The organism is Clostridium sp. YIM B02500 (assembly GCF_022324665.1).
Taxonomy (GTDB): Bacteria; Bacillota; Clostridia; order Clostridiales; family Clostridiaceae; genus Clostridium; species Clostridium beijerinckii.
In genome coordinates this window covers 57,536-78,567 of sequence record NZ_JAKGTE010000001.1, presented here as the reverse complement: position 1 = coordinate 78,567, position 21,032 = coordinate 57,536, and the positions used below count along the sequence as shown (strand labels likewise).

Annotated in this window: 14 protein-coding genes; 12 read left to right on the top strand and 2 right to left on the bottom strand. The window is 29.2% G+C overall.

From position 1 onward, the window contains the following. Window positions 1-226 precede the first annotated feature (226 nt). The 3 genes from L1S46_RS00270 (at window position 227) to L1S46_RS00260 (ending at window position 6,507) form a co-directional block, all read left to right on the top strand. Window positions 227-3,385, top strand: a complete 3,159-nt coding sequence (locus L1S46_RS00270; protein ID WP_238898764.1) for a cadherin-like beta sandwich domain-containing protein — start codon at window positions 227-229, stop codon at window positions 3,383-3,385. 452 nt (window positions 3,386-3,837) lie between these two features. Continuing rightward, a complete protein-coding gene (locus L1S46_RS00265; RefSeq protein ID WP_238898763.1) occupies window positions 3,838-5,688 on the top strand; it encodes a winged helix-turn-helix transcriptional regulator in 1,851 nt (616 codons plus the stop codon). Window positions 5,689-5,811: 123 nt separating this feature from the next. Next, complete coding sequence (locus L1S46_RS00260) at window positions 5,812-6,507, top strand: sugar phosphate nucleotidyltransferase (RefSeq protein WP_012060848.1); 696 nt, start codon at window positions 5,812-5,814, stop codon at window positions 6,505-6,507. A gap of 119 nt (window positions 6,508-6,626) precedes the next feature. Here L1S46_RS00260 and L1S46_RS00255 read toward each other — a convergent pair whose 3' ends face one another. Together L1S46_RS00255 and L1S46_RS00250 are read right to left on the bottom strand one after the other, a co-directional pair. Next, window positions 6,627-7,322 carry an NAD(P)H-dependent oxidoreductase gene (locus L1S46_RS00255; RefSeq protein WP_065418418.1) on the bottom strand — a complete coding sequence of 232 codons (696 nt, stop codon included), beginning with the start codon at window positions 7,320-7,322 and terminating at the stop codon, window positions 6,627-6,629. 6 nt (window positions 7,323-7,328) lie between these two features. Further along, the gene (locus tag L1S46_RS00250; protein WP_238858771.1) at window positions 7,329-7,937 is read right to left on the bottom strand and encodes a TetR/AcrR family transcriptional regulator; all 609 of its coding nucleotides are present in this window, start codon (window positions 7,935-7,937) and stop codon (window positions 7,329-7,331) included. 533 nt (window positions 7,938-8,470) lie between these two features. Between L1S46_RS00250 and L1S46_RS00245 the strand changes: the two genes are divergently transcribed. From L1S46_RS00245 to L1S46_RS00205, 9 genes are all read left to right on the top strand, one after another. Beyond that, window positions 8,471-9,931, top strand: coding sequence for an oligosaccharide flippase family protein (locus L1S46_RS00245; RefSeq protein ID WP_238858772.1), 1,461 nt, complete (start codon window positions 8,471-8,473; stop codon window positions 9,929-9,931). Window positions 9,932-10,344: 413 nt separating this feature from the next. Then, entirely contained in the window at window positions 10,345-11,442 is a 1,098-nt protein-coding gene (locus L1S46_RS00240) for a membrane protein (RefSeq protein WP_012060844.1), read from the top strand. A gap of 1 nt (window position 11,443) precedes the next feature. Further along, window positions 11,444-11,710 (top strand): hypothetical protein, encoded by a 267-nt coding sequence (locus L1S46_RS00235; RefSeq protein ID WP_238858773.1) that lies wholly within the window; start codon window positions 11,444-11,446, stop codon window positions 11,708-11,710. Window positions 11,711-12,126: 416 nt separating this feature from the next. Next, window positions 12,127-14,529, top strand: a complete 2,403-nt coding sequence (locus tag L1S46_RS00230) for a diguanylate cyclase (RefSeq protein ID WP_238858774.1) — start codon at window positions 12,127-12,129, stop codon at window positions 14,527-14,529. 209 nt (window positions 14,530-14,738) lie between these two features. Continuing rightward, complete coding sequence (locus tag L1S46_RS00225; protein WP_238898761.1) at window positions 14,739-16,904, top strand: YhgE/Pip domain-containing protein; 2,166 nt, start codon at window positions 14,739-14,741, stop codon at window positions 16,902-16,904. 270 nt (window positions 16,905-17,174) lie between these two features. Then, on the top strand, window positions 17,175-18,437 hold the full coding sequence (locus L1S46_RS00220) for a sigma-54-dependent transcriptional regulator (protein ID WP_238898759.1): 1,263 nt from the start codon (window positions 17,175-17,177) through the stop codon (window positions 18,435-18,437). Further along, on the top strand, window positions 18,409-19,863 hold the full coding sequence (locus L1S46_RS00215) for a PRD domain-containing protein (protein ID WP_238898757.1): 1,455 nt from the start codon (window positions 18,409-18,411) through the stop codon (window positions 19,861-19,863). Before L1S46_RS00220 ends, L1S46_RS00215 begins: the two co-directional genes overlap by 29 nt. 432 nt (window positions 19,864-20,295) lie before the next feature. After that, window positions 20,296-20,619 (top strand): PTS lactose/cellobiose transporter subunit IIA, encoded by a 324-nt coding sequence (locus L1S46_RS00210; RefSeq protein WP_238858777.1) that lies wholly within the window; start codon window positions 20,296-20,298, stop codon window positions 20,617-20,619. A 77-nt stretch (window positions 20,620-20,696) separates the two neighbouring features. After that, window positions 20,697-21,005, top strand: a complete 309-nt coding sequence (locus L1S46_RS00205; RefSeq protein ID WP_238858778.1) for a PTS sugar transporter subunit IIB — start codon at window positions 20,697-20,699, stop codon at window positions 21,003-21,005. Window positions 21,006-21,032 lie beyond the last annotated feature (27 nt).

The following is a 21,032-nucleotide window of genomic DNA, read 5'->3' as shown; positions in this document are numbered from 1 at the left end:
AGGCACAAGGAAATGATTCGATAATAAATAATGGAATGTATTTAAAATTAGTAAAATAATAGTAATTTATTATAACATATTAACACATAAGGGATTTATATAAATTTAGATATTTTTTATTTAATATAATTCTAAGATATGTCTTAATATGATGAGATAAATAGGCGAGCGGCTATATATAAACTAAATTTTGAATTTAAAGCACAATTTAAGGAGGACGAGAATAATGAGCAAGATTAAAAAAAGGTTTATAGCGCTAATAGTGGTATTTACAAGTATAATATCACTTATACCACTTGGATTTAATTCAGAAGTGGCAAAAGCGGATGATATACCTGCAGAAGCTACAGCCAGCAGAGTGAATTTAGATGGAACTATGACACCTCTTCCAAGTAGAATAGATAGTAATACTCAGGAAGAGATACATACTGCTAATTCTCTTGAGGATAATTTCGATATATCTCTTAAAAATATTCAAAAGACTCAAGCTGAATTGATACAGCAGGCGAAAGATTCAAAATCATCAATTACCGGAGTTACAAAGCAGGAAATAGTTGTTAAGGCTATAAATGAAGCTATACTAATCAATGATGATGGGACTGCAAATGCAGATGGACAAAATGCTGTAGCAGGGATGGGGATAACTCTAAGTTATAGTAACAGCACTGGAAATGGTGGGCCAACTCCTGTAGAAAATGATTCAGAAAGAATAGGGGTAAAGATAACAGGGTTACCAGCAGGTGTTAATAAAATTAAATATTCAGTTAAAATAACAACTTTGTCAATAATATATAAAGAAACTAAAAATTCTGACGGAACTGTAACACAAGATGCAACTCCGGATCCAGCTGGAGAAAAGACAGTTACAAAATATGAAAAAACAATAACAATAGAGAATGGTAAGGATTATGCAACTAACCAAATAAGTGAAATGACATTTAAAGCTTATGTTGGTGATGCAGATGCATTTAATGATAAAGATGAGATTTTAGATGCCACAAAAAATGAAAATAATACAGTGCCATTTTTATATTCGACTACGGTGACACCAGATCCTAATATGAAATTAAGATATAATTTTGATGTGCCAGATTCGCTTTCAGCATTAAAATATATCATGACTTTTGGAGATATGATTAATTTAGATAAAGGTGTTGAATTATATAAAAATGGTATACGTGCTGTTGATGGAAGTTTCAGTCTTAATGGACAGAAATTATCTGGAGATTTATCAAATCGAAGTAAGTCAGATTTAATAGTAATTAAGGTAAACTCAGTTACTAATGACAGTAGCTCTACTGTAAAGATAGCGAAGGCATATGCAGTAGAAATTAGATACAATAAATTAGATGCAGAGAAAGATTATAGCTTAAAAAATGCAGGTATAACAAAGCTTGATTTTAATGACGATGATGATGTTAAAGCGTATATTGGAAAGGCGTTTACTGTCACAAAAACTACGTCTGGTTTTTCAGAATATAAAGGAAAAATATACGTAGATTCAAGGGCAGGAATGATAAGTATAAATCCTACGTTAATAAGATCTCAATCCAGTAATAATGTAGCATATACTGTGACCAATAATTATAAAGATTCATCAGGGAAGACTAAAACTGAACAGTCGCAGCTCAAAAATGGAAAACAATATGTTAATTTTGATACGAGCTCAGATTATAATCAGATACAGATAGATGCCTATGAGGGGAAAGATGGAAATATAACCAATTCATCACAGATATTAGCGAGATATCTATTAGATGTCGTTGTTATAAATAATGATAATAACTTTACAATGAATTTAGAATTTAGTAAAACTACAGATAGTAATAGTGATGTGGTGTTAACACAACCAGGAGTAACTAAAGCGAATAATGGGGAAGTTAGTTTTACTTCATCTAGGCGTAGTTATGATTTGTATTATGGATCACCTAATGCAAATTCAGTTATAGTTTCTTTTACGGGGCATCAAAGTGATAAGCATGAATATATAAAAGTATTTTTTGCCGATGATGTAAATAGTACTAATCTTGAGGAGGCCACTGAATCAGTGAATAATACACCTGATAAGGATCTTGTAAGAAGTACTAGCCTTAATGTGAATATTGCTCATAGTAGAAAGAAAATGGTTGTTCAAGCCTACTACGATAAAGTAGAAACAAAGAAAGATGAGAACGGCCAGGATGTAAAGGAAATAACAGGTACGTATACTGTAGGCGATAGCTATGTGCTTTATCTTCCGGAAAATTTTACAGGTGAAGTGACACCAGATCCAGGAGCAAGTTCAAGCAATGCTTCATTAAATTCATTAAAAATTTCAGGATATACTTTAACTGATAGTGATGGGAATTCAGGATTTTCAAGTGATAAATTAGATTATACAACTACTGTGGCAAAAGAAGATACAACTGAAAAGATAACAGCAATAGCCCAAGATGATAATGTTAAGTCAATTATTGCAAGTATTAATGGAAGTGATGCAACTTATGATTTAACTTCTGGAGAATCAAATGAAATTCCTTTAAATACAAATGGGAATACAACTATAACCATAGTTGTAACAGCACAAGATGGGAAAACTAGTAAAACATATAGCATTGTAATTAAGAACAATTCAAAAGGTAGTAATGCGAATTTGAAAAATGTTATTCTTAGCCAAGGAGACTATACATTTGATCCTAAAGAAGATATAACTAAAGTTCGAGTTGATCAAAATGTATCTAAGATTAATGTAACTCCAATAGCAGAAGATTCCAAATCAACAATTAGTGTTAATGGAGAGGAATATTCAGATTCTGCAATAAGTGTTAGCCTTAAAGGAGCTCAGAAAACGGAGATTGATATAGAGGTTATATCTGAAGATGGCAAGGAGACTAAAACTTATACTTTAGAAGTTTACAGAGTTGACTCTTCTGATTGGAATAACGATGATAATAATAATGATAGTGGCAATGATGATGATCAATTTTACGATGATTACAATGATTGTTGGGTAGATTTAACTAAGTATGATGAATGGGGAACAGTAAATGGGAAACCAGTATACTTTGATAAAAAAAGCAGACAAGTTAAAAATGCATGGGTATCTACTGGCGGAAAGTACTACTACCTAAATAATTTAGGATACAGAGCATCAGAGTGGAAAGTTGATGATAAGACTGGTCAGACATATTACCTAGATCCAACAACCGGAGAGATGAGAAAAGGATGGATGAATCTAAATAATAGCTGGTATTACTTGGGGTTAAATGGAGTAATGAAAAAAGGCTGGTTAAATTTAAATGGAAAATGGTATTACTTTACTCCGAATGGACAAATGGTTGTAAATCAAAGTATGTATATTGATGATGGTGTATATAAATTTGGACAAGATGGAGCTATGTACTAAAAATATTTATAGTTTTTAAGCTATGATTTCTAATTATACATATAGCTTATCGAAATAGAGATTATGCTATTTCTACAGTTTCCAATGATTTATGATTGATGGATGTAAGGTCATATTTACAAATCAAATATGTACTGTATAGTAGGGATTTAGAAATTTATATACAAAAGGCACTAAGAGGGGAGGCTTTTCAACTTTCGCTTGTCTGATTAAAGATTTAGGCAAGCGAAAAGTGAGTTTAGCTTTCCTATTAGTGCTTTTTTTTAATATTAAGAGTTCAAATTAAAACAAATGTATTTGATTTTAAACAAGTATCATATAGAGGCGAACTTTGGGGCAGAAATATACAAGGGAGTTTTTATTGACAACTGAAATTTTAGGGAATATAATAATTATAGTTCAAAATTCGAACAATAAATGCTATGTTTAATTAAAGGGGAGTTAGGTGTAATATGTTAGAAGATAGGATAGAAATTTTAAAGACGCTGAATGATAATTTTAATATTAATCAAAGAGAATTGGCTAAAAGAACTAATATATCACTTGGGAAGGTTAATGCGGTTTTAAAAGAATTTACCATGGATGGATTTATTGACAGAATAACAAATAATAGAGGAACTTTATATAAAGTAACTGAAAAGGGCATGAAGTTTTTAGAAGAAAATATTGCTTCTGCAAAAAGTACTAGATTAAAGATTCATGAAGAAGAGAAAAAAATAGTTAAACAAGCTGTAATACTTGCAGCAGGTAAGGCAGAGGAATTTGGGAAACCTGTAGGAATGTTGGATATTGAAGACTTTAGGCTTATTGATAGAACTCTAAATATTTTAAAAGAAAATGGAATAACTAAGACCGTTATAGTAACTGGATATGAAAGTCAGTACTATGAAGAAGCTTTTAAAAATAGTAAAAATATAATATTAGTAAAGAGCGATACTTATAAGTGGACAGGAACAATGCATTCATTATCTTTAGCTAAAGATTATATAGATGATGATTTTTTACTTATTGAAAATGATTTGATTTTCGAAAAAAGAGCTATTAAGGAATTAGAAGAAAGTCCAAATCGTGATTGTATTCTTTTTACAAATGAAAGTGGATCAGGTGATGAAGCCTTTGTTGAAATAAGGGATAATCATTTATTTAAAATGTCTAAAGATATTCATCAATTTAATAGAATTGATGGAGAAATGATAGGACTTACTAAGATATCACATAAATTATATACAATGATGCTTGAAGAATTTAAAGGGAATGTAAATCCGTATTTAAATTATGAATATGTACTTTTAGATGTTGCTAGAAATTATAATATTGGTTTTGTTAAAATAGATGATCTTGCATGGGGGGATGCAGATAGTTCTAAGGAATATGAAAAAATCAAGAATTATCTTTATCCAACTATAAGAAGAAGAGAGTTAAGTTATGAGATAAGTAACATAAAATCTATTGTTAGAGAATCATTAAAAGTAACAGATGAAGATATTACAGAAGTTGAGCCAGCAGGTGGTATGACAAACAAAAATTATAAAATATGTGTTAAAGGTGATAGATACATATTAAGAGTCGCAGGTGTTGGAACGGAACAAATGATTAATAGAAACACAGAAATGTTTAATTCGGCGATTGCTTCTGAGAAAGGCTATAATGTAGAAGTACCTTATTTCAATCTTGAAACTGGAGTTAAAATATCTAAGTTTATAGAAAATGCTGAAACTTTAACTCATAGAAGTATTAAGAAAGAAGAAAACTTAAAGCAAGTTACAGCTATCTTAAGAGACTTGCATGAATGTACTGATTTTCATATGGATAATGAGTTTAGTATGTTTAGGGAACTTGAAAAATATGAAGGGATTTTAACAAAAGATAATGGAAACTTTTTTGAGGATTATGCTGAAGTAAGAGAAAAGGTTATGGATCTTGAAGAAGAATTAAATAGATGCAACAGAGTCTATGTACCATCTCATAATGATTTGGTTTCGGAAAACTTTGTTAAGGATACTGCAGGCAGAATTTATTTAATCGACTGGGAATACAGTGGGATCAACGATGATATGTGGGATTTGGCAGCTCTTTCTTTAGAAAATGAATTTTCAGAAGATGATATAGAGTTAATGTTTAGATTATATTTTAAAGGAAAAGATGCTGATAAAGATTCAAGAAGAAGATTATTAATTCATCAAATATGCCAAGATTTCTTATGGGCTGTTTGGACACTAATCAAGGAAGCAGAAGGAGACGATTTTGGTACTTATGGATTAGATAGATATAATAGAGCTAAGGAATATTTAAATAAACTTTAATTATAAATCAAATTTATAATTCTGGTTAGATATCACATAAGCCTAGGATATAACTTGTTTATTTATATGTATTGAAATTTAAGATGATTTATATATTTTTAATTAGCTGAGGAGAAGGTAGATATGAGAGCAATTTTAATGGCAGCGGGCATGGGAACAAGATTAAGACCATTAACTGAAAATACTCCAAAATCTTTAATAGAAGTCAATGGGATGTCTTTACTTGAAAGACAAATAATAAATTTAAAGGAGATTGGTATTAACGAGATTATAGTATTAACTGGATATCTCCATGAAAAGTTTGATGATATAGTTAAGAAATATAATTTAATCAAAGTGGTTAATGATAAATACGATATCTATAATAATATATATACTATGTATTTAGTTAGGCAATACCTTAGGGATGCATTTGTAATTGATGCAGATAACTATATTACAAGGAACTTCTTACCTAAAAGTAAACCAAAAACATCATTATATTATTCAGCTTGTAAAGAAAATATAATAGGTGAGTGGATTTTGAAATATGATGAAGATGGCAGAATACATAGTGTTGAAATTGGAAAAGAAGGAGATAAACCTGATTTTATAATGTCAGGAGCATCTTTTTGGACTGCTAAAGATGGCGAATTTATTTCTAATAAAGTTGAAGAAGCAATAAACAAAGGGGACTTTAGAGATTTATATTGGGATAGTATTGCTGTAGATAATCTTAAGGACATGGAAGTGCATATTGAAAAGATACAATCAAATGATATATTTGAAATAGATTCATTGGAGGATCTAGCATATCTGAAAAACGCACTTAAATTATAATTTAATGATATAAAAGCAAAATATAATATGGAAATATGAAAAACTACACTAAAATATACTTATTTTGATAAAGGTATATTTTTGTGTAGTTTTTTATGTAAAAATATATGTTTAAAAGGCTACTGAATATGTCTATTATGCAAATGAGATTGATATTTCCAGGAACTTAATTGTATAATATTTGGGCTGCTATCTATAAGAGCGTTATTATCTTTTGAAAAAATCACTTTCCTTAAAATTAATCTTTTCTTATTGTATGTACGATTATGTAGGCCTAATATTTTGTAGGAAAGTTTGAAAATATCCTTATGTATTCTCATTTTAGTTTTTAAACTCACATCTTCCCAACTTATCTCATAAAGAGTTCTACAAAACTTTAAAGTGTTTTTTATTCCTAATGAATTAAGATTTCTCTTTAGAATTTTAGATGTATAAAAAAGACCAGCACCAGAAGTCGTTGATATGGACAGTCCTATTTTATCATTTATCTGGGATCTTGAGCTACTTAATAGGTAACAACAAGATAGTCTGTGCAAAAACAGTTTCATTTCATTGCTAATATCACATTTTGATACTGGAGAAGCTATTATAAGTAAATCAGAGCTATCTAATGAATTTATGATGTACTCCATACCATTAACAGTTTTTGAATCAATATCGGGATAAGAAAGACGTCCATTGTAAATATAATCTTTTGATAAGAAAAATTCCGTGACTTTTAATTCAATATTAAGTTTAAGAGCATTTAGCAAGAGTTGCACACAATTATATGTATTTGTCTCGCTTGAGTTATCATAAATGACAATTACATTCACAAGTGATCATCCTTTCACTATATATGTGTCTTTGAATTCTGAAATATGATTTTCTAAGAATCTACGTTCTTTATCAGTTAAGTTTTCGTGCTTATAAAATAGTAAGAAAACTGGGGAGTAGAATTGAAGTGCTAATGTATAAGGGTCTTTTTTTATAAATACGTTTGAACTTATTAATTTTGAAAATACGTCAGCTTGAAAATCTAATATATCATCAATAAATATCTTATTATATAAATCTGAAAGTTCAGAGTTGTTGCATTGCTCTATTGTCAGCAATTTTCTGAATTTAATCATATTCTCGTCTTCTAAGTAAAAATTAAAAATGTATGAACTTTTTTTGAAAAAGTATTCGTCAGATAACCAATTTGTTTTATTAGGAAGATTCTCATCAGAATTATCCCTAATTTTTATACTGTTCAAAAATTTATTTACTAGATCTGAATATTTTTGGATTATAGTATCAAAAATATCTTGCTTATTTTTGAAGTGATTATAAAGAGAACTTGCTTTTATGCCAACTGCTTTGGCGATATCTCTAACAGATATTGCATCAAAACCTTTCCTTGAAAAAAGATTTAATGATTCAGATATAATTTTTTCTCTTGTATTCATAAAAACTCCTCACAAAAATATTATTGCATAACCTTAAAGTGCTTAATTTATATTAATATATATCAAACACAAATACATATAAATTATAATTAGAGTTTGAAAAATAAGCATAATATCGCACTACTATTATCTTATAATTTAAAACTAACAATCGTTAGTTTGATTATAACTCAAAATAAGGAAGAAGTCCATAAATTTTCAACACTTTCCATAGAATTTCTATATGAATTGACAACGAATAAACTAGAATGTACAATTGAAAAAGCGAAAAATATACACATATAAAAAAAGCGCGAAGCGCAACTAAGAACTTATATAAAAAAAGCGGGAAGCGCAATCAATAACTTATAAAAAGGCGGCAAGCGCTAAAAACTGATATAAAAAGTGCGAAGCGAAGTCAATAACTTGTTAAGTAGAAATAAATTTAATTGGAACTGTGCATTTTAATAAAATAATTTCTAATTTATCACAGTGCGCTCAAATGTCATTAAATGTGCATTATTGATTAGAATACATATATGGAGGGCAAACAAATGGCTAAATCTATTTCAAAAAATGCGATATTCAAAGCAATGCTTAACTTATTTAACATAATATTACCGATTTTGGTAATTCCATTAGTTACCAGATCAGTTGGTAAAGAATTGTACGGTTATATGGGATATGGAGATTCTCTAACTGCATATTTTTTAATATTCGCAAGCTTTGGAATTTACCAGTATGGACTAAGAGAAATAAGTAAAGTTCGTGATGACAAGGCTAAACTTAGACAAACGTTTACGAGCTTGTTTCTTTTTGCAAGTGTTACTAATATCCTAGCTTCAGCTGCATACATGATATTTGTAGCTATTTTTTATAAAAATGAACCGTATTTTTATACATGTATAGTTATGGGATTTAATTTGGTATTTAATCTTTTTTATGTGGAATGGGTTAATGAAGCATTAGAAAATTATGATTTCATTGCTATTAAAACAATGATAGTTAGAATAGTATATTCTGCATTGATTTTGCTATTTGTTAGAAAACAAGAAGATTATTTGTTTTATTTATATTTAGTTATAGGATTTAATTTTATAAATAATATAATAAGTTTTGTATATGTAAAAAGAAAAGTAAGGTTTGATTTTTCTAATCTTGAATTTTTTAGACATTTAAAACCTATGTTTTACGTTGTAATTCTATCTAATACAGGAGTTTTATATACTCAGCTTGATAAAATTATGCTAAAAGACAGTATTGGAGGAACTACTGATGTTGGCTATTATTATATGGCCCAGAGAGTAACTACTATAGTAAGTACACTACTATTAACAGTTATTCAAGTTACTATGCCAAGGCTCTCTAACTACTTGGGAAATGAATCTAAAGGTGAGTATTTGGTCTTACTAAAAAGGGTTATAAAGATATATTTTCTGATTTTATTTCCAGCATCTATAGGTCTTTTGTGCCTTTCTAAAGAGGCTATATATATCTTTGGAGGACCAGAATTTTTAGCAGCAGTTCCGGTTATGGTTATATTTTCAATCCATATGTTAAGTGTTGGAGTGGAAGGGGTAATAGCGAATCAAATAATATATCTTCACGGAAAAGAAAAGTATGATGCAATGTTAGTATTAATTGGAGGAATACTTAATTTAATTTTTAATACAACATTATTTCTAACAGGAACATTTAATATGGTTACTGCTATAAGTACAACTCTTTTAGCAAATCTTATTGTAATAGGTTTAGAATATAGGCTGGTTAAGAAAGTTATAAAATTAGATATACATTTGTTCGCTTACGAGAATATAAAGTATTTCTATTATTCTTTAATATTCATTCCTATAACGTTTGGAATAAAGCTTGTTATACATAACATACTTTTTGGATGCGTAGTGGAGGTTTTTGCATGTGGCTTAATATATGCTGGAATTCTTATATTCACTAAAGATCAGGTGTTTTTTGAGCTGACAGACAAATTACTTTTGAAATTCAAGCTTAAAAGATAATTAAGAATTGAATAAGGTATAAAGGGGATATTATTTATTATATAACTCTTAAGTTAGAATCATGCGTTTATGAGTGCTGTTGGGGATTGACATGTAAAATGTTAAAGATATAGCGCTTTCAAAGGCATGATTTTTCATTGATCCCTTAAATATGAATGAGAATAAATCAGTTTGAATCTTTTTATGAGAATTTATAATATTTTTTGTGTGAACATATTGATTTGAACGATGAACAATGATAATATAATTTTGTTCACAAAATGAACTTAAAATTAAGGCTTAAATAAGTTTAATATATATTCATTTTGTTTATTATATAGTATAAGAAATAATTTAGTTTAAGAAGATTATTATAAGGTAGAAAACGCTAAAATTATACGAATAAGAAGTTATATTTAAGGGGGAGATTTTTGATGCAAAATATTATAAAAAATACCACAGTTAATGAAGCTGCGGTTATTGCAAAAAGGAAATTATCGGCACAATTTTTTAAAAAGGGTATTACAATAGCTTTATTTTCAGGTCTCATGTATGGATTCTACTCAGCATTTCTAACTTTGGGTATGACTAAAGGAGTTTGGGGAGATTGGACAGGAGTAAATTCAGCTGGTTTATCAGCTTTTGTTATTACGTATTTATTGGGGGCACTTGGAAGTGCAGTAAATGATGTTTGCAGCGCTGTATGGGCGGTGATTTATGCAATTATTAAAGGTAAGTTTGGGGATTTCTTAAGATGTATTAATACTACTCCAGGTCGTGTAATGATGTTAGCAGCTCTTATAGGAGGACCTATTGCTAGTACAGCTTATGTTATTGGGCTTCAGATGGCAGGCTCAATAGTTATTCCTATTACTGCTCTTTGTCCAGCTATTGGCGCTATTTTAGGCAGAATTTTATTCAAGCAGGAATTAAATAAACGTATGATATTGGGTATTGCTATTTGCGTTTGTGCAAGTTTTATGATCGGAAGTACAGGTATTACAGGGGATGCACCAAAAGGTATGCTATTAGGTATTTGCATTGCTTTCATCGCGGCTCTTGGATGGGGTTTTGAAGGTTGTGTAGCTGGCTATGGTACATCTATGATTGATTCAGAGATAGGTATTACCATTCGTCAGGCAACAGCAGGTCTTTCAAATTTAATTATATTCATTCCTATTTTAGGGATGATAGCAGGTGGAGTTAATATTTCAGCAGGACTTGTGGCTCAAGCATTTACAAGTGGTTCTGCTATGATTTGGTTTGCTGCAAGTGGCCTTTGTGCATTTATTTCATTTATGACATGGTATAAAGGAAATAGTATGTGTGGTGCTGCACTTGGTATGGCTTGTAATGGTACATATTCATTCTGGGGACCATTTTGCTGCTGGATATTACTTGGTGTAATCTTTGGAATAGATGGGTGGTCTCTACCTCCAATCGCTTGGGGAGCAGCAGTACTAATGATAGTTGGCATATTAGTAATTGCAATGAATCCGCTTGATTTATTCAGAAAAAAGGAGGTAAGATAGTATGAAACCACTTAATTATGCTATTTTAAAATACTTTACGAAAGTTCCTGAAGCTTGTGCAGAAGACGTTATTGAAGCTTTAAAAGGTGAGTATGGTAAATTTAAAGCCCTTAAAAGAGATGCCGTAATTTCAGCACTAATGACGGCGGAAGCTAATGGACTTTTAGAAGAAACAAGGTTTGATATGGATGAATCAGGCAACTTAAGAGTTTATTATCATGCAAATGAAGAAGGAGCAGCTACAATTAATAAATATATTAGAGACTAATGACTATATATTTGTGCTAAGGAAAAAATGAATAATAGCGATTTAATCATAGAATAAAAGACAATAATATATTTTAAAGTTTAAATATATAAAATGCACAACTCATACTGAGTGGTTAGGAATAAGGCACATAAACTTTTATTGTGCTTAAGGTTTATTAAAACCAAGATCTCTAATCATCCAATATGAGTTGTGTATTCTTTTTTTGTTACAGAACACTAGTTTAAGTTGTAAAATTCAGATATAGAACTTTTCGAAATAATTATTAAATGATAAAGAAGAATGCAATATTGATATTAAATTGGTTATAACTACAAAAAAACATAATAATTAATATAATATATATAAAATAATTATAAAATCTGATAAAATTAATATATAATTTGTCTATTAATGATATATTAATGAGGTGAAAGATGAATATTAGAAGAAAGTTTATAGTGTTCTCTATATTATGGGGAATAATTCCTGCAATTATTTCGACAAGTATATGTATTTCAAATTTTAATTCTAGAAATTTAGAATTAACTAAGCAGAATGTTGAAACATTTTCCAAGGATCAATCTATACATTTAAAAGCTTTTTTTGATGAAAATATTAGCAATCTTAATAACGATACCAATATACCAGCGGTCAAGGAATTATTAACTGCGTTAAATAATAAGGAAGATATAGAAGCTAAAAGTCATGATATACAAGTTCTAAATGAAATCTTAGCTGGCAGAAAACAAGGAGAGTTTTTTTTAAGCAGAGAGATACTTGTTGGCAAAGAGGGTCTAATTATTGCATGTGGTGATAGTGATTTCATAAATAAAAAGGTTATGATTTCTAATAATGAAGTGGAGAAGCTTAAGCAAAACGAAGTTGTTGTAACAAACATTATAGAAAGAGAAGATTTTAATAATGGAGCTAAAAGTGCGGTAATTGCAAGCCCAATATTTTTAGAAGGCAAATACCAAGGTTTTATAGCTAATATAATAAATATGAATTATTTTGAAGAACTTGTAAACGATGTTAGCTTTTTTGATACTGGAAGAATACTAATAATGGACCAAAATGGCGCTGTTGCAGCTGGAACTAGCAATAATATAAAAGAAAATATAAAAAAGATAAATGTTCCTAATAATTTGTACGAGCAGTGGGAAAAGATAGATTTTGATAGTACACCTAATGGAATAATCGAATATAAAATTAATAACACTGAAAAGATAGGATATTATTCAAGGATTAGTAATACTGGCTGGATAGTATTAAGTGCAATTGAATTATCAGAATTTAAGACGCCAACTGAGAGAACTATAAAGAATACCGTGGCATTTTTTATAATTATTTCACTATTAATAACAGTATCATATTTATTTATAGTTAATTATTTCTCTAAGCCTATATATAAATTATTGGAGGTAATTAGAAAAATAAAACAAGGTAATATGGATGATCGATTTATATATAACAAGGAGGATGAATTTGGAGAAATAGCAACAGCATTTAATGGGCTGATGGATACTATAGAAAAGAATAAAAAGCATATAGAAGAAAAAAATAGAAGGCTACAATCTCTAACATCCAATATACCAGGCGGAGTATATACGTGCAAAATAGAAAATGGAGAATATATTTTAGATTTTGTAAGTAGTGGGTGTCTAAGCATTTTAGGTTACAAAGAAGATGAATTTACTGAAAATCAAAGGCGTAAAAAATTAATTGAATTAATTTGCGAGGCTGATAGAGAAAGAGTAATGAGGGAGATAAGAGAACAAATAAGTAAATATGGTAAGTACACTGTAGAATACAGGGTTAAAAGGAGTGATGGAGTCAATGTATGGTTATTAGATAACGGTCAAATAGTAGAAAATAGCTATGGTAAATTATTTAGCTACAGCGTAGTAATAAATATAACTGAATCCAAAATAACTCAAGAAGAGCTTAGAATGAGTGAGGAGCGCTATCGTATAATTATGTCTCAAACAGAAGACGCAATTTTTGAATGGAATATCCCAAAAGATACTGTTTATTTTTCTGGAAATTGGGAAAATAAGTTTAGCTATAAATCAGTTGTAAACAATGTTAGTGAGATCATATATAAAACAGATTATATTTATAATGATGATATAAAGAATTTTGGAAAATTGCTTAATGGTATTATATATGGGGATACATATAAAGAAGCTGAAATTAGAATAAAGAAAAATACTAATGAATATATTTGGTGCAAAATAAGAATAACTGCCATGTTTGATGAAAATGGAGATATATTTAAGGCCATAGGGATAATTATTGATATTGATGAAGAAAAGAGAGAGAATGAAAAACTTTTATTTAAAGCACAAAGAGATAGTTTAACTAGCTTATATAATAAAGGAACAGTACAAAATATGATTGAAGAATATATGAAAAGTGCTAAGAAAGGCGATAGTGGAGCGCTATTTGTTGTAGATCTTGATAATTTTAAAGCTGTAAATGATAATTTAGGTCATCTAGCAGGAGATTTTGTTTTAACTGACATTTCACTAATGTTTTCAGAGATATTCAAAGAAGATTCTATTGTAGGACGAATAGGTGGAGATGAATTTGTGATATTCCTTAAAAATATTACATCGGAAGAGTTATTAATTGAAAAAGCAAAAGATCTAATGAATGGTTTTAGGAGTAATAATACCGATGAAGTTTTAAGTCAAAAAGTTTCTGGAAGCATAGGAATAGCAAAATATCCAGAGCATGGTAAGAGTTTTAAGGAACTTTTTACAAATGCGGATAAAGCAGTCTACTTAGCAAAAAGTAAAGGTAAAAATAATTATTGCATTTTTGAAGAAAATTAATTATACGAATAATAAGATAATACTGATGGGATAGTTCTCATCAGTATTATTTTTGATTAGAATCTATTGCTGAGTTGTCGTAGTAAAATCATAAAAGTGCTTTTGAATTATTTAATACTTTAATGGAGAACATAAACTTAGCATTGTTATACTTGTATTGTTTAATTGTGCCTTAACATTAAGTTCAAGAAGGAAGGTATGCAAAAGTTATGAGTACAATATTTAAAATTTACAAAAGGGATATAAGAAAAATAACAACTAATATTCCTCTCATGATTATAATAGTAGGGTTACTTTTCGTACCTGCTTTATATGCATGGATTAATATAATAGCTTCTTGGGATCCATATGGAAACACCAAAGGACTTTTAGTAGCAGTAGTAAATAATGATGAAGGCTCTCAATTTCAAAACCTAGACATTAATATAGGTAGAGAGGTAATAGATAAGCTAAAAGGTAATGAAAGCATTGGATGGACTTTTGTTAATGAGGATGAAGCAGAAAGTGGAGTAAAATATGGCAAGTATTATGCTAGTATAACTATACCTGAAGATTTTTCAAGTAATCTTCTCTCAGTTGCAGCAAATGGGGAACCTAAAAAAGTTAAACTTATTTATTCTGTTAACGAAAAAATTAATGCTATAGCACCTAAAATTACAAAAAGCGGATTAACCAGTTTACAAAATGAAATAACTAGTTCTGTTACTGAAGAAGTAAGCAGTACTGTGCTTAATTATATGAATGCTTATGGTATTGAACTTGAGAAAATTAAGCCTCAGCTAGAAGAACTTATGAATATTATAAATGACATAGATAATAACCTACCTCAAATTGGTGAAGGCATAAATAATGCTTATAATGGGGCAGTAGATCTAAATAACTTTATACAAAATATTCAAGGGAATATACCTAATATAACAAATTCGCTTAACAACGCTCAAAATGCTGTTCAATCCAGTAATGACTTTTTTATTAAGGTTAATGACACAATAAAAAATATATCTCCGTATGTTAGAACAGATTTAGCTACAGTAAAGGCTAATTCTACTGCAACAAGAGATGCACTTAACGGTATTAATAATTCCGTTGATACAGATGCTAAGGGGCAGCAGGATATTCTAAGATTAGCTTCAACTAAAATGAATAATGCACTATCTGCTGTTAATAATGATATAAATATACTTCAGTCTGTAAATAATATTTTACATAGTAGTGCAATATCTAATTCTATAAATAAAATGCAAAATATTAGGGATCAATTAGTTCAAAATAAATTAAATTTAGATGCTTTGATAACTACATTAAGTAATGGTAATAAAATTTCTTCCGATGCAGTAGAATCTCTAGTACAAGGGATAGATAAAACATCACAACTTATTGATGATTCAATAAATAATTTTGACAGCGCTATTTCGCCAGCAATAAATAGTCTTGTGAACAATACAACAAATATGGCAAACAACTCATTAACACTTTTAGAAAGTGCAAAAAATAATATACCTTTAATAAATAGTCTGTTAAAAGATGCTAATATTGGTACTGATTTAGGGGCAGAACAGATTAAAAATATTAAAGATAAATTTCCAAAAACTGAGGAGACTATCCACAGTAATGTTGAAAAATTTAAAAGTTTGAGTAATGATGAAAAATTCAACGAACTCACAGGTCTTCTACAGAAAAATACAAAGGATGTAAGTGATTTTCTGGCAAATCCAATTGAGCCAGTTCAAAATAGGGTATTTCCTATACCTAATTATGGATCAGCTATGGCTCCATTTTACAGTACTCTTGCTATATGGGTAGGTGGATTTACATTACTTTCTATACTGTCTGTCCATGTGGAAGCGCTGGATGATGTCAAGAATTTAGGAACTACAAAAATGTTTTTTGGCAGGTTCTTAACTCTTGCAACCCTTTCATTACTCCAAGCCATTATTATTGTCTTAGGAAATTTATTTTTTATTAAAACTTATTCTGTAAGTCCAGTAATACTTTTAATATTTTCTATGTATGTAAGTATAATTTTCATAATGATTATATACACTTTGGTATCAGTATTTGGGAATGTGGGTAAAGCTTTAGCTTTAATTATAATGGTGCTTCAAGTTTCAGCATCAGGAGGAACTTTCCCAATACAGCTTACGCCTAAGTTTTTTCAAAATATAAGTCCAATGCTTCCTTTTACATATGCCATAGGAGGAATGAGAGAGGCAGTGGGTGGAATTATCTGGAGTTCCTTATATTACAATATTGGAATTTTATCTATATATTTTTTCCTCTCAATAATTATTGCTGTATTTTTAAAAGAAAAGATGAATAAGAAGTCAGAAAAATTTGTTAATAGGATGAGGGAAAGCGGATTAGTAGGAGAGTGAAGATAAACGCTAATCAAATTATGTTCATTTTATGTAAATGTATGAGCTTAATTTAATTGCTTGAGGTAGGTATTTACAAGAAAGTAAAAAAGCAATAAGATAATTTGTAATTGGACTATTAAAAACAAATATTATTATTGTCATTAATAAAGTAGGCGAGACTAATAAATAGTATGTTATTATATTACTATGTATAGAGTCTCGCTTTATATATTTTAAGTTAAGTAGTATATGCAAAAATATTTTAAGTTAATGGGGGGGATTAATGAGATGAGAAGAATTGAATTAATTCTTGCAAAGTTAAGAGAAATAAAAGATTTGTTTCCAAATGGAATTTCTGCATTAGAAATTGCGGATGAGTTAAACCTTAGCAGAGCAAATGTAAGTAATGATTTAAATAAATTAGTAAGTGATGGGAAGGCAGTAAAGATAAAGGGAAAGCCGACACTATTTATTGCAATAGACGAGGAAAACGTTACCTCAAATTTATCAGTCATAAATAAGTTTTCGGAAGTTAACCCTAGTCTATATTCAGCAGTAGAGCAAGCAAAAGCCGCAATATTGTATCCACCAAATGGAATGAATATATTATTACTTGGGGAAACAGGAGTTGGTAAATCGACTTTTGCAGGACTAATCTATAAATATGCCATTGAAATGAATGTGAAATCTAAAGATAGTCCTTTTATAACATTTAATTGTGCAGATTATGCAAATAATCCTCAGTTATTACTTGGGCAATTATTCGGAGTAAAAAAAGGTGCTTATACAGGGGCGGATTTTGACAAGGTCGGTTTGCTAGAGAAAGCTAATGGAGGAATTTTATTTCTTGATGAGGTTCATAGATTGCCTGCAGAAGGGCAGGAGATGTTCTTTACATTTATGGATAGAGGGGTATATAGAAGGCTTGGAGAAACAGAAAGTGAAAGAAATGCAAGTGTTCTTATAATAACGGCTACTACAGAGGATCCAAATACTACATTGCTGAAAACATTTACTCGAAGAATTCCTATGGTTATAACAATACCATCATTAAAGAATAGAGGAATGGAAGAACGATTCAATCTAATAAAACAATTTATGATTGAAGAGTCAGGAAGACTTGGGAAAAGTATTAAGGTGTCAGTAAACTCGATAAAAGCTTTTTTATCATATAATTGTGAGAACAATGTAGGGCAGTTAAGATCTGATATACAATTAGCTTGTGCTAAAGCATATGCTGATTTTCTGTCGAATAGAAAAGATGTAATAAAGATAAATAGTATAGATTTACCGCTATATATAAGGGAAGGTTTATATAAAGAGATAGAACATAGACAGTTATGGAACAAATTGATTGATATAAATAAGAGATATCTAATATTTGATAAGGATGAAGATAGGGAGATATTTGAAGAAGGTACTAATGATAGCAATATCTATGAGATGTTAGATTTAAGGACAAATGAACTTAAAGCAAAGGGAATAAAAGGAGAACATCTAGAGGAAGAAATAGAAAAAGATATTGAAGATTATTTTAAAAAAATATATTAACGATTTTAGTACTAAAGTTGATATGACCAATATAAAAAACATCGTAGAGAAAGATGTTATGGATATAATAGAGGAGATTATTTTATTCTGCGAAGAAGAACTGGGAATAAAGCTAGACAAAAAAATAAGTTATGGGTTAGCAGTTCATATTAGTAATTCAATAGATAGAATAAGGAGAAATAAAAAAATTGTTAATCCTAAATTAAGTAGTATTAGAGAAGAAAATAAAAAAGAATTTAGTGTGGCTTTAGATGCTTTGAAGATGATAGAGAGATCAATTGATATAAGTATGCCAATTGATGAAGCCGGATTTATAGCTATGTTCTTAAGTTATAATTATAGAAACTTAAGATATATACAAAATGATGTGAAGATAATAATAATTGCCCACGGTATTAGTACTGCGACATCAATGGCTGAGGCAGTTAATAGTCTGCTTGGAACAGAAAATACTGAGGGTATTAATGCACCCATAGAAGAAAAGCCTGAGAAGATATTAGAGAAAACTATAGAATATATTAGAGAACAAAAAATTAAATCGGATATATTATTTTTAGTAGATATGGGATCACTTACGACTTTTGGAAAAGAAGTAGAAAACATATTTAATATAAAAACTAGAACCATACCATTAGTTAGCACTTTGCATGCATTAGAAGCAACAAGAAAATCTATGATGGGATATTCTTTGGACGAAATATATAGAGAAACACTAGATGTTAATAGTTTATATGATGATAATGTTGCAGACATAGATTATAAGGAAAACGAGAAAGATAAAAGATTAGCAATAGTAACAGTGTGTACAACTGGTGAAGGTGGAGCTAAGACTATTAAGGGAATATTGGAACGAAATCTAACTTTTGATAAAAATGTAATAGAAATTGTGCCTATAAATTTTATAGGCAAAGAAAATGTATATGAAAGAATAGAAAAATTAAGGAATAAATACGAAATTATTTGTTTTGTCGGACCTTTTGAATTAGATGTAAATAGTCCGCAGTTTTCGCTAGATGATATTATAGATGGAGATTGTGCTAAGGATATACAAAACCTTATTGATGCAGAAGAAACATATATAAAAATGGAGGAAACTTTAGAGCGTGATTTAAAAAATGTTGATGGAATAATGGTACTAAAGAGTATAAAGAAATTCAATAGAACTGTTACTGAAGAATTAAAGGTTAATATAAAGATTAATATTCTAATTGGAATAACACTTCATATGGCGTGTGTAATAGATAGATATAAGGAAGGTAAAATTACCTTAGAATTTGAAGGGAAAAAGGATTATATAAAAAATAATTTAAATTTATATAAAATTGTGAAAAATGCATGTGCACCTATAAATACAAAGTATTCAATTAGTGTTTCAGATGATGAAATATGTTATTTGATGACATTCTTTGATAGTAATAACATTTAATAAATGAATCATGGAAAAATAAGAAATATATAAATATCTATTCTGTGGGATAACTAGTAATCTTACTTTATAGATATTTATATTTTTTTTTGTTTAAATTTATAGACCAAGTTTTATAATTTAGTGCAAAATATTTTCTTGAATCTATAATAGCTAAAAAATTGGGTATAAAACATATAATAAATACACAAAATAAAACACATTGACCATTTGTTTTAAAAAAATTGTGAAAAAGTAAAACACATAATAATTGTTTTTAAAGTGTTTTATTATCCTCAAAAGTGCATAAATGCTACGATTGAACTCATAATCACATTTTTATTTCTGCATCAGAAACTTGGCACGGTTATTGCTTTATATATAAGCATAAGAAAAACAAAACAAAATTAATATAAAGTGTAAAAACAAAAAGTATTAAAAGGAGAGAGCAAAATGGAAGAATTAGAATTAGCAATCATGAATATTATAATAAACGCTGGAGACTGCAAAAATCATGCTTATATGGCTCTTAATAATGTAAACGAAGGAAATTATAAGGAAGCTGAAAAAGAAATGCAATTAGCAAATGATGCATTAGCTAAAGCTCATGAAGGTCAGACAATGTTTCTTCATAAAGAAGCTAATGGAGAAAAAGTTGATATATCGGTTTTATTTGTACATGCACAAGATCATTTAATGACAGCAATAACTGAAAAGAATTTAATTGAACAAATAATGGAATTAAGGAAAATTATAAATACATTAGTAAAACAATAAAAGAGATATAAATTTAATTAATCAACAACTATAATTCTTATTTTAATAAACTATATATATTTAAGGAGGAATCAACTATGATGAAAATTAGATTATTTTGCGCAGCAGGAATGTCAACAAGTCTTTTAGTTAGTAAAATGAAGGATGCAGCTAAGGTCAAAGGTGTAGAAGTAGATATAGAAGCTTTTCCAGAAGGACAAATGGATAAACATCTAGAAAATGTAAACGTTGCGCTATTAGGGCCACAAGTTGGATATACATTAGGAAAAGCAAAAAAGATATGTGAACCACTTGGAATTCCAGTGGATGTAATACCAATGGTTGATTATGGAATGATGAATGGAGCAAAAGTGCTAGAATTTGCACTAAATTTAGCTAATAAATAAGAACTGAATTTATATAGAAAAATGTAA

Excerpts from the sequence above, each read along its gene's own strand:
- L1S46_RS00220 (WP_238898759.1), top strand. The coding sequence starts at position 17,175 with ATGAGAAGAATTGAATTAATTCTTGCAAAGTTAAGAGAAATAAAAGAT.
- L1S46_RS00230 (WP_238858774.1), top strand. The coding sequence starts at position 12,127 with ATGAATATTAGAAGAAAGTTTATAGTGTTCTCTATATTATGGGGAATA.
- L1S46_RS00225 (WP_238898761.1), top strand. The coding sequence starts at position 14,739 with ATGAGTACAATATTTAAAATTTACAAAAGGGATATAAGAAAAATAACA.
- L1S46_RS00245 (WP_238858772.1), top strand. The coding sequence starts at position 8,471 with ATGGCTAAATCTATTTCAAAAAATGCGATATTCAAAGCAATGCTTAAC.
- L1S46_RS00240 (WP_012060844.1), top strand. The coding sequence starts at position 10,345 with ATGCAAAATATTATAAAAAATACCACAGTTAATGAAGCTGCGGTTATT.
- L1S46_RS00260 (WP_012060848.1), top strand. The coding sequence starts at position 5,812 with ATGAGAGCAATTTTAATGGCAGCGGGCATGGGAACAAGATTAAGACCA.
- L1S46_RS00205 (WP_238858778.1), top strand. The coding sequence starts at position 20,697 with ATGATGAAAATTAGATTATTTTGCGCAGCAGGAATGTCAACAAGTCTT.
- L1S46_RS00250 (WP_238858771.1), bottom strand. The coding sequence starts at position 7,937 with ATGAATACAAGAGAAAAAATTATATCTGAATCATTAAATCTTTTTTCA.
- L1S46_RS00210 (WP_238858777.1), top strand. The coding sequence starts at position 20,296 with ATGGAAGAATTAGAATTAGCAATCATGAATATTATAATAAACGCTGGA.
- L1S46_RS00235 (WP_238858773.1), top strand. The coding sequence starts at position 11,444 with ATGAAACCACTTAATTATGCTATTTTAAAATACTTTACGAAAGTTCCT.
- L1S46_RS00265 (WP_238898763.1), top strand. The coding sequence starts at position 3,838 with ATGTTAGAAGATAGGATAGAAATTTTAAAGACGCTGAATGATAATTTT.
- L1S46_RS00270 (WP_238898764.1), top strand. The coding sequence starts at position 227 with ATGAGCAAGATTAAAAAAAGGTTTATAGCGCTAATAGTGGTATTTACA.